General features: G+C 39.7%; 8 protein-coding genes and 1 pseudogene. 3 read left to right on the forward strand and 6 right to left on the reverse strand.

Annotated elements, in window-relative coordinates; genetic code table 11:
• Nucleotides 1-285, reverse strand: a pseudogene (locus F601_RS0100185) (UPF0236 family transposase-like protein); the annotation flags it as partial.
• Nucleotides 286-397: 112 nt separating this feature from the next.
• Between F601_RS0100185 and F601_RS0100190 the strand changes: the two are divergent.
• Nucleotides 398-1522: an ISAs1 family transposase gene (locus tag F601_RS0100190; protein WP_018163671.1), complete on the forward strand. Its 1125-nt coding sequence runs from the start codon at nt 398-400 to the stop codon at nt 1520-1522.
• A gap of 808 nt (nt 1523-2330) precedes the next feature.
• Here the strand turns inward: F601_RS0100190 and F601_RS13195 are convergent.
• The 5 genes from F601_RS13195 to tgt form a co-directional block, all read right to left on the reverse strand.
• Nucleotides 2331-2510, reverse strand: a complete 180-nt coding sequence (locus tag F601_RS13195) for a hypothetical protein (protein WP_162138183.1) — start codon at nt 2508-2510, stop codon at nt 2331-2333.
• A gap of 236 nt (nt 2511-2746) precedes the next feature.
• Nucleotides 2747-3307 carry a hypothetical protein gene (locus F601_RS0100195; protein WP_018163672.1) on the reverse strand — a complete coding sequence of 187 codons (561 nt, stop codon included), beginning with the start codon at nt 3305-3307 and terminating at the stop codon, nt 2747-2749.
• Between the two features lie 363 nt (nt 3308-3670).
• The gene (gene tadA / locus F601_RS0100205) at nt 3671-4195 is read right to left on the reverse strand and encodes a tRNA adenosine(34) deaminase TadA (RefSeq protein ID WP_018163674.1); all 525 of its coding nucleotides are present in this window, start codon (nt 4193-4195) and stop codon (nt 3671-3673) included.
• Nucleotides 4195-4971, reverse strand: coding sequence for an MBL fold metallo-hydrolase (locus tag F601_RS0100210; protein ID WP_018163675.1), 777 nt, complete (start codon nt 4969-4971; stop codon nt 4195-4197). The genes tadA and F601_RS0100210 overlap by 1 nt, the downstream gene beginning before the upstream one ends.
• A 210-nt stretch (nt 4972-5181) precedes the next feature.
• A complete protein-coding gene (gene tgt / locus F601_RS0100215; RefSeq protein WP_018163676.1) occupies nt 5182-6327 on the reverse strand; it encodes a tRNA guanosine(34) transglycosylase Tgt in 1146 nt (381 codons plus the stop codon).
• A gap of 740 nt (nt 6328-7067) precedes the next feature.
• On the opposite strand from tgt, the gene F601_RS0100220 reads away from it, so the two are divergent.
• Both F601_RS0100220 and def read left to right on the forward strand, forming a co-directional pair.
• Complete coding sequence (locus F601_RS0100220; RefSeq protein ID WP_018163677.1) at nt 7068-7859, forward strand: DUF975 family protein; 792 nt, start codon at nt 7068-7070, stop codon at nt 7857-7859.
• Nucleotides 7860-8072: 213 nt separating this feature from the next.
• A complete protein-coding gene (def, locus tag F601_RS0100225) occupies nt 8073-8687 on the forward strand; it encodes a peptide deformylase (protein WP_018163678.1) in 615 nt (204 codons plus the stop codon).
• The last annotated feature ends 315 nt before the right edge of the window (nt 8688-9002 follow it).

Consider the following 9002-nt stretch of genomic DNA (forward strand, 5'->3'; position numbering starts at 1 on the left):
TGCTAATAGACTAACCTTCTCCATAAAGGAAGGACTGTAACGTTGTCTGGCTTCTAAACCTAAAGCCTTATCCAGTGGGAGAAAACTCTTCTCACCTTCTTTTCTCAGACGGTGACGCTTAAAACTAACTTCTCCAAAAAGAAAAGTCACTTGACGGCTTTCAATTCTATCAATCTCCCAGCCATCCTTATGGTAGTCTGAAATAAGTTCCTTATCTAAGCGTTCTAAGCAATGAGCCAAACTCTCTGTAAAGACCTTACTCATCAAACTCATTATTTCTGTTTCTAACTCAGATAAATGTCACGCCAAACGCATGAAGAAAATATAGTTTTCAGAAAGCGATAATCATAATGACAAAATCAATCAAAGTAGTACACTAGAGATAGAGGTAACTATTATGATTGATTTTATTGTTTCTATTGATGCGCACAGTGATGAATTAGACGGACGTCAGCCTTGGAAAATTCGCTATCCCCTATCTACCATTCTCTTTCTGGTCTTCGTTTGCCAGTTGGCAGGTATTGAAACCTGGAAGGAAATGGAAGATTTTATTGAAATGAATGAAGATCTTTTAGGAGAATATGTAGATTTAAGTGTAGGCTGTCCTTCTCATGATACTCTAGAACGTGTTGTTAGTATGGTCAATCCTCAATTTTTGAGCGACCTAAAAGTTGAGTTTGAACAATCTCCAGATTGTGTATCTGTTGAGCGCCTATTTGCTATTGATGGCAAGACTATGCGGGGCAACGGCAATAAAGACCAGCGACCTAATCATATCGTTACGGCTTATGATGGGGCAAATCACCTGAGTATAGGTCAAGTTGTTGTTGACGAAAAGAGTAATGAAATTACAGCTATTCCACGTCTTCTAAGATTGATTGACCTTCGAAAAGGGATTGTCACGATTGATGCCATGGGAACACAGACGGATATTGTGGATGAGATTATCAAAGGCAAGGGCGATTACTGCCTAGCAGTCAAAGGGAACCAAACCACACTATTTGAGGATATTTCCTTTTATTTTAGTGATGCCAAATTACTTGAAAAACTGGTTAAGAAGGGGCAACATTACCAAACGGTGGAAAAAGCCCGTAGCCAGATTGAAATACGAGATTATTGGGTTTCGTACGATGTCAACTGGTTATCAGAAAGGCATACTAAATGGCAGAAACTACGTGGCATTGGAATGACTAAGAATACTATTGATAAGGATGGTGTCCTGACAGAGGAAATCCGCTACTTCATCATTAGCTTTAAAAAAGATGTAGAGATATTTGCCCGCTGTGTCAGAGGACATTGGTCGGTAGAAAGTATGCACTGGTTACTAGATGTTGTTTACCGAGAAGACCACAACCAGACCTTGGATAAACGGGCTGCCTTCAATCTGAATGCCATCCGTAAACTATGTCTTTATTTCTTAAAAGTCATTCAATTTCCTAAAAAGGATCTCAGTTATCGTAGAAAACAACGCTATATTTCTGTCCATTCGGACAATTATTTACCACAGTTATTTGGAAAGTAGAGGTCGACTAATGGATATAAGTAGTTATCCACCTTTCAAAAATTGCTCCAAAGTACAAAAAGACTAGAAGAAGTTTTTCATGCGTTTGGCGTGGATAAATGTTTACTAGTCTTTAAAATTTTTCCAATCTCTGTTACAATAGTCATAGGTTCTATATCCTTTTAGGTGATTTCGCAATTCCTAGGATATAGGACTTTTTTTATTTTGAAAACATGTAAACGTTTTTCCGAGTATTATTTTACACTAACAGTTTTTCGTTTGTGTCTGAATTTTCGTGAAAGCTCAATCATCCCTTATAATCTAAGAAAAAACTAGGTTCTTAAACCGAAAAAAGACTGAGGCAAAGAAAAGGTCGGGTTTGTCTTACCAGTGGTGTATTAGTGTCAGTTTCCGCACCTTTTTTCTTTTTCTTTTTTTATTGTTATAATTGTTGGTTAGACCAAACCTGATAAAGCTTTTTTATTATCTAAAAAGGTGCCTAAAATCTGCAGACACCTTTGGTTTAGTTATCATAACAAGTAAAAAGTAATGTTAAAATTGTTGTGAACTGATAGCACATCATTAGGATAAGATGTATACGTTTTAACACCATCAGTTCAGAATGCCATCTTTTGGGTGACATGCTTTTTCTTAGATTAAATGCTTCAGAAAAGTTATAGTTGGGCTCCCCATGTCATAATTAACAGACTATCTAATTAAACTTTCCTTGATAAATCAGATTAAACAACCACTGAAGATTATGCTTGGGTTTAGGTTGTACGTCAAGAAATGGTCTAATGGCAGGTTCAACATGAGCCACGGCTTCTTCTTAACTTTCAGATGATTCACTGTGTTGAGATTTACTGGTAGTTCGATTAATGATTCTTTTGGTTATAAACTGTCCCTTATTATCAAATTGGTAAGAAGTAGAAGTAGAGTTAGAATTAGCTCTTGATAAAAGAATTTTAGGATCTTGAGGGTTAAAAATAAAATATTCTTCATTTACCATAATTGAGTTACTACCATCATAGTCATACCTTAAGGATGAATTATCAGGCTTCTCAAGATATTAAAGATGTTTAAGGGTAAAAACCAATTCTGGATTTGTTCCTTCCTTGTGCGGAAGGTGTTGTGCATAATATCCTGAATGTCTAACAAGGTTAAAACTGACAGTGTAGCAGCCCATAGAGCTAGTAAGATTACTGGAAGGGCTAACCATTTCTTTGACATCATTACGATAACTTTCTAATTAAATCGATCTTGGTATTTTTTATTGAACAACCATTGCAGGTTAACTTTTGGTTCTATTTCCATCTCTTCAACAATGGGAGTAATGACTTCATCTACATAGGCCTGTGCTTCTTGCTTTCGAGTTTCAGTCTTCTCGTAAAAAGATTTTCCCCCGTCTAGTTTTACATAATGATAAGTAACAAATCTGCCACTTCCGTCAAAATAATACATACGGGATCTTTCATTGCTCTTTCCATGAAAAAAAGAAAAGACAAATTTGACGGAATTCTCTCTGTTACCTTGCCCTAGTGCAAATTCATTGTGTTTTACAATTGCATTACTACCATCCGTATCAAACCTTATCCCATTAACTTTGGATTCTCCTAAATAAACTAAATTGTCTAGGATAACTACCATCTCAGGATTGGTATCCTTATCATGAGTTTGAGGCATATGTTTAACATAGTATATGCAATAAGTTGACATATTTTTGTTAATATAAATAAATCCAGATATTGCTAGAACAAACAATATTGATAGCGCAAGCAGTATTTGTTTTAGTCTTTTTTGGGGCATTCGTCTTATCTCCTACGTTTTTTAACTGTTTTCTTTTTAGGCGTAACCTTTTTCTGCGATACTTTTCTTGAGACACTTTTTGTCCTACTCTTGTTTCAGTTGACTATATCTTCAGTGACAGCATCATTAGCCATCCTATTTTTACCTTATCCAAATCTATCACTTCAAATATCTCTAGTATCTCAATATCCATGATAATTTCAATATCATCTGACATTTGTTTGATATCCTTTCGTTAGTTACAGACAACGAAGAAAAAGAACGACTTTCTCGTTCTCTTAAGCTATAAGGTATTCAATTTTAAGTTTCCCGAAATTCTAGACACTTACAGTTTTTCTTTACAGAAACTTGTTGACTAGTTTCCTAGTCACTAAGCTCTCCTTCTGCTTGCAATTTAGCCAGACGCTTAGCTTCTTTTTTTCGTTCGCGGCCTTGACGGAAAAAGTCTTGCATGATAGCAGCGCATTCCTCTGCCAGTACACCGGTCTCCAGCTCAACGCGGTGGTTGAGGCGCTCATCTGTCAAAATGTCGTAGAGGCTGCCAGCTCCGCCAAACTTCTGGTTGGGAGCGCCATAGATGACATTGGGGATGCGGGCCAGGCCAATGGCTCCGCTGCACATGACACAAGGCTCAATGGTCACAAAAAGGGTGCTGTCCAGCAGGCGCCAGTTACCTTCTTGGCTATTTGCTTCATTGATGGCCATGATTTCGGCATGCATGATAGCTTGATTGAGCTCCTCACGGGCGTTGTGGCCGCGACCGATGATTTGCCCGTCCTTAACAATGACGCAGCCGATTGGAATTTCTTCCTTTTGGAGAGATTGCTGAGCTTCTTTCAGCGCCTCACGCATGAAGAACTCTTTTTCTTCTTGGGTAAAGACTGCCATCAGCTTGCCCCGATTTCCCATGATTTATGAGGCGCAGCCAATTCTACCGGAATGCCATTTGAGTAGTTCTCAGTCTGCTGTCTGAGGATTTCAAGATGGTTGTCTGGGTCAATGCCTGCTGGCGCTACTGGCGGCATGTGGGTCAAGACCAGTTTTTTCACCTTAGCCGCGCTAGCGATTTGTCCAGCTTCCTTAGTGGTCAAATGAGCGATGTGGTTTTCGTTGCCTTCATAAAGGTAAACATCGGCCAGGAAGAGGTCAGCGTCAGCCGAGAAGTTATCCAGGCCGTCAAAGAAGCCAGTGTCGCCCGTGAAGACAAAGACCTGACCTGTCGCACGCTCGACGATACGAAAGGCGTAGCAAACCACGGGGTGAACGGTTTTGATGAAGCTGATGTCGAAAGGACCAATTTGCTCTGTGCCAGCCGTGTTGTAGGCAATGCCTTGAGAGACACCAGGTAAGCTCAGCTTAGCAAACTCTTCCTTGTCCTCATCGTGTGCATAGATAGGAAGCACCTTTGGTTCCCAGAGATGTTTGGGATAGAGCTGGAAATAGTGACGAAGGACGCCTAAATCAGCCACATGGTCTGGATGGTAATGACTGATAATCACCGCGTTCAAGTCAAGGGGGCTGATTTCCTTTTCTAGTTCATTGAGGGCACGGCTTCCGCAGTCAATCAGGAGCTGAAAACCGTCCTGTCCAGTCAGTAGATAGGAGGTAGTGCCTCCGTCCTTATAGGGATAGGCTCCCCAGCAGCCAAGAGTTGTGAGTTTCATAGATGGCCTCCTCAAGAATAGTTACCCTAATTATATCAAAATATTGGTCTAATAGTCTTCGAAAATCAAAATGGCACTTTGTTGACTTCAGCTTGCCCTACTTTAGTACTGCCTGTGTCTTGTCGCCTCATCTGATTTTCATTAAGTATAAAATCTGATAAAGAAAGACCAAGACCATAAGGGACTTGGCTTCGTTTTTATAGGTTAGTCTTAGAAATTACGTCCGTTTTTACCATAGCCGTAGCGTTCCATAAAGTCTTGGCGGAATTCAAGCAAGTTATCATCCATGATAGCTTGGCGGACTTTCTTCATAAGATTTACTAGGAAGTAAAGGTTATGGTAGCTTGTCAAGCGAAGACCAAAGGTTTCATCTGCCTTAAGTAAGTGACGAAGATAAGCACGAGTATAGTTTTTACATGTGTAGCAATCACAGTCATGGTCAAGCGGTGTAAAGTCTTCAGCATATTGTGCATTTTTGACAACCAAGCGTCCTTGAGAAGTCATGCAGGTACCATTACGGGCAATACGTGTAGGGAGAACACAGTCAAACATGTCCACACCACGGATAACGCCATCAATCAAGCTGTCTGGAGCTCCTACTCCCATGAGGTAACGCGGTTTGTTTTCTGGAAGAAGTGGCGTTGTGAAATCAAGTACAGCATTCATTTCTTCATGAGTTTCACCTACAGCCAATCCACCGATAGAGTAACCTGGGAAATCCATGCCAACAAGATCCGCAGCTGACTGACGACGTAAATCCTCAAAACCAGCACCTTGTACAATACCAAAGAGACCTTGGTCATGCGGACGGCTGTGTGCCTTTAGTCCACGTTCTGCCCAGCGGCTAGTACGTTCAATAGACTTTTTGACATAATCATAAGGCTGATAGAACTGAGGACATTCATCAAAGGACATCATGATATCTGAACCCAGATTGTTTTGAATAGAGATGGCTTTTTCTGGTGACAGGAACATTTTTGAACCGTTGAGGTGGTTTTTAAAGGTTACCCCTTCCTCAGTAATGTTACGGCTATCAGCCAAAGAATAAACCTGGAAACCACCTGAATCTGTCAAAATCGGTTGATCCCAGTTCATGAATTTGTGTAGGCCACCCGCACGCGCGATTAGCTCATCACCAGGGCGCAACCAAAGATGATAAGTATTAGCTAAGATAATACCAGAACCCATTTCCTTGAGTTCTTCTGGTGACTGTGTTTTGACCGTTGCCTGTGTCCCAACAGGCATAAACATAGGTGTGGGGAAAGTTCCATGAGGTGTAATAATCTCACCCAAACGAGCTCCCGTGTGTTTTTCTTTCTTAATTAAACGATATTTAATCGGATAATCTGTTGTCATTTTTTTCTCCTTAGACTTCAGGAAAAACAGTCCTGAGTTTTTGATCCGCCTTGCTAGAAAATCAGTCTAGCAGGTAGTTAACCTTTTAAATTCTATCAAAAAAACAGCCTTATGTCATCAGATTTGAGGGAATATGTTATAATGTTTCTATTAATAATATTAGAAAAGTTCTACTTGATTTTGAGAGTTCATACTGCTCATAGGCAGTTTTCTTTGGTGACAAGGAGCAAGGCCGACCGTCATCATTCATCAGGTAAACGGCCTTTGTATCTTAGTTTAATTGAACACGGCCTGCGAGTTGTGCAAAAAAGATAGATTTCCTTGTGTGCAAGCACACAGCGTCAATCTTGTGTCGTAAACGTCTGAACTTTCTACGCCTATCGGCTATGAAAGTTCTAGTCGTTCTGACAAGGGTGCGTCAACGAAATCATAGATTTCTGACTTACCGCTTATTTTTGCTTTCCTCGCTTGACGTGAGATTTTCAAAACGACATTTTTTGAAAATCGTGCTAAAGCATGATGTAGAAACTGCTTATAAGCAGTTTCGTTTGGTGACGAGGAGCAAGGCCGACCGTCACCATTCATCAGGTAAACGCTCTTTGTATCTTAGTTTAATTGAACACGGCCTGCGAGTTGTACAAAAAAGATAGATTTCCTTGTGTGCAAGCACACAGCGTCAATCTCCTATTTTTGCTTTACTCGCTTAACGGCCTTTGTATCTTAGTTTAAGGAGATTTTTTATGCGTGCTTATCAGTTTCGCCAAGAGGCGAGGTCTATTTTGAAGAATTTGCCTGGAAGAATTCCTCTTTTTCTTTCAGCTATCATTTTATCTATTTTTTCTATCTCTATTACTGTGCGAGAGACTTTGTTAGAATTGGATGGGATTGAGATTTCTATTTCAGCTAGTTTTTTCCCTCTCATTATTAGTCTCCTAATAACTTTCTTCACACTATCTGCTAGCTTCACTATACTAGATGTCATTCGTCACAAACGTCAAGAGGTCGGTTTCTCTGACAGTACTTCTGCTTTCTCAAGAGATCTTTTCGGTAAACTTCTGTGGACTATTGTTCTTAAAGGTATCTACCTCTTTCTTTGGTCGCTGATTTCAATTGTCGGTGTAGTCATGGCCATATTTGGACTCTTCTTATCTATCGATCTCGGTCAACCGACTGCTACTTTTGATATGAACCTCAGTACTACTTCTATCTGGCTAATTATAGTTGGAATTCTCATTTATTTTCTTGGTCTTGCTATTGTCGCAATTAAACAATATAGCTACTCCTTTGCTGAATATTTGGTTTATGATCGTGTTAGCACTGACTCATACAATGGCGCTTCGGCGGCTATTTCTGAGAGTAAAAAACTCCTGAAGGGTTATAAGTGGAAACTATTCTGTCTAGATTTTAGTTTTATCGGCTGGTATCTCTTGACTGGTCTAACTATGGGACTCCTCTACTTCTACACTCTCCCTTATGCCACTACGGCCCGTCTTCTTTTTTATGAAAATAGGCTTGCGCTTGAAAAGGGATAAATCAACCCACTTGAGCAATAAGTATCAGATACACCTGTCAAAACGAAAGAAAAGGCAGGTGTTTTTCAATGCAAAACTTCTACTATCGAATCAGATCCTTTACTTTCATTAAGGCTTGTTTTGTGATATGATAAATAAGATTGGTACTCGTTCGAATCCTATTCAACAAGGATTTCTAAGAGCGGGCATGAATAGATTGAAAAGAGGATAACCATGTCTGTACAAAGTAAATTAATTAAAGCAGGTCATCTTATTGACATGGATGACATTATTCGTGAAGGGAATCCGACTCTACGCGCTGTAGCAGCGGATGTTAGCTTCCCACTCTCTGATGAAGACATCCTTCTGGGTGAAAAAATGATGCAATTCTTGAAACATTCTCAAGATCCTGTTATGGCAGAAAAACTTGGTCTTCGTGGAGGTGTCGGCTTAGCAGCTCCGCAATTGGACATCTCAAAACGTATCATTGCTGTCTTGGTGCCAAATCCAGAGGACGAGGAAGGCAATCCACCTAAGGAAGCCTACAGTCTCCAAGAAGTTATGTATAACCCAAAAATTGTGTCACACTCTGTGCAAGATGCTGCGCTTGCTGATGGTGAGGGCTGCTTGTCTGTTGACCGTCTTGTCGAAGGTTATGTTGTCCGCCACTCACGTGTTACTGTTGAATATTTCGACAAGAACGGTGAGAAACACAAAATCAAACTTAAAGGTTATAATTCAATCGTTGTCCAACACGAAATTGACCATACAAACGGTGTTATGTTCTATGACCGTATCAATGAAAAGAATCCTTTTGCCATTAAAGAAGGTATGTTAATCATTGAATAATATTTTAAGTTTCGTGAAAGAAAAGTTTAAGAGTTAGTTAAGCTAAAGGCCTTATACTATAAACATCCTAGAAATAGGAATCCTAGCAGTAGACATCAACCAATCACTAGGTCCTAAAGGACTAGCTCTTGGGATGTCTTTGCATAGATATTCGTAAGCGACTAAAGTCGCAACGACTATCGTAAAAACTTTTCTTTTTCATAAATCTCCTGAAAGAACGTCGAGAAATCGGCGTTCTTTCTTTTCTAAATTTCTAACACTTAGAAGTACAGAAAGTTAAAAGCCCAGCATCTTATCATAAACGTATTCAAGCTA

It is taken from the genome of Streptococcus henryi DSM 19005, assembly GCF_000376985.1.
Taxonomy (GTDB): Bacteria; Bacillota; Bacilli; order Lactobacillales; family Streptococcaceae; genus Streptococcus; species Streptococcus henryi.

Excerpts from the sequence above, each read along its gene's own strand:
- F601_RS0100190 (WP_018163671.1), top strand. The coding sequence starts at position 398 with ATGATTGATTTTATTGTTTCTATTGATGCGCACAGTGATGAATTAGAC.
- F601_RS13195 (WP_162138183.1), bottom strand. The coding sequence starts at position 2,510 with ATGGTAAATGAAGAATATTTTATTTTTAACCCTCAAGATCCTAAAATT.
- F601_RS0100195 (WP_018163672.1), bottom strand. The coding sequence starts at position 3,307 with ATGCCCCAAAAAAGACTAAAACAAATACTGCTTGCGCTATCAATATTG.
- tadA (WP_018163674.1), bottom strand. The coding sequence starts at position 4,195 with ATGGCAGTCTTTACCCAAGAAGAAAAAGAGTTCTTCATGCGTGAGGCG.
- F601_RS0100210 (WP_018163675.1), bottom strand. The coding sequence starts at position 4,971 with ATGAAACTCACAACTCTTGGCTGCTGGGGAGCCTATCCCTATAAGGAC.
- tgt (WP_018163676.1), bottom strand. The coding sequence starts at position 6,327 with ATGACAACAGATTATCCGATTAAATATCGTTTAATTAAGAAAGAAAAA.
- F601_RS0100220 (WP_018163677.1), top strand. The coding sequence starts at position 7,068 with ATGCGTGCTTATCAGTTTCGCCAAGAGGCGAGGTCTATTTTGAAGAAT.
- def (WP_018163678.1), top strand. The coding sequence starts at position 8,073 with ATGTCTGTACAAAGTAAATTAATTAAAGCAGGTCATCTTATTGACATG.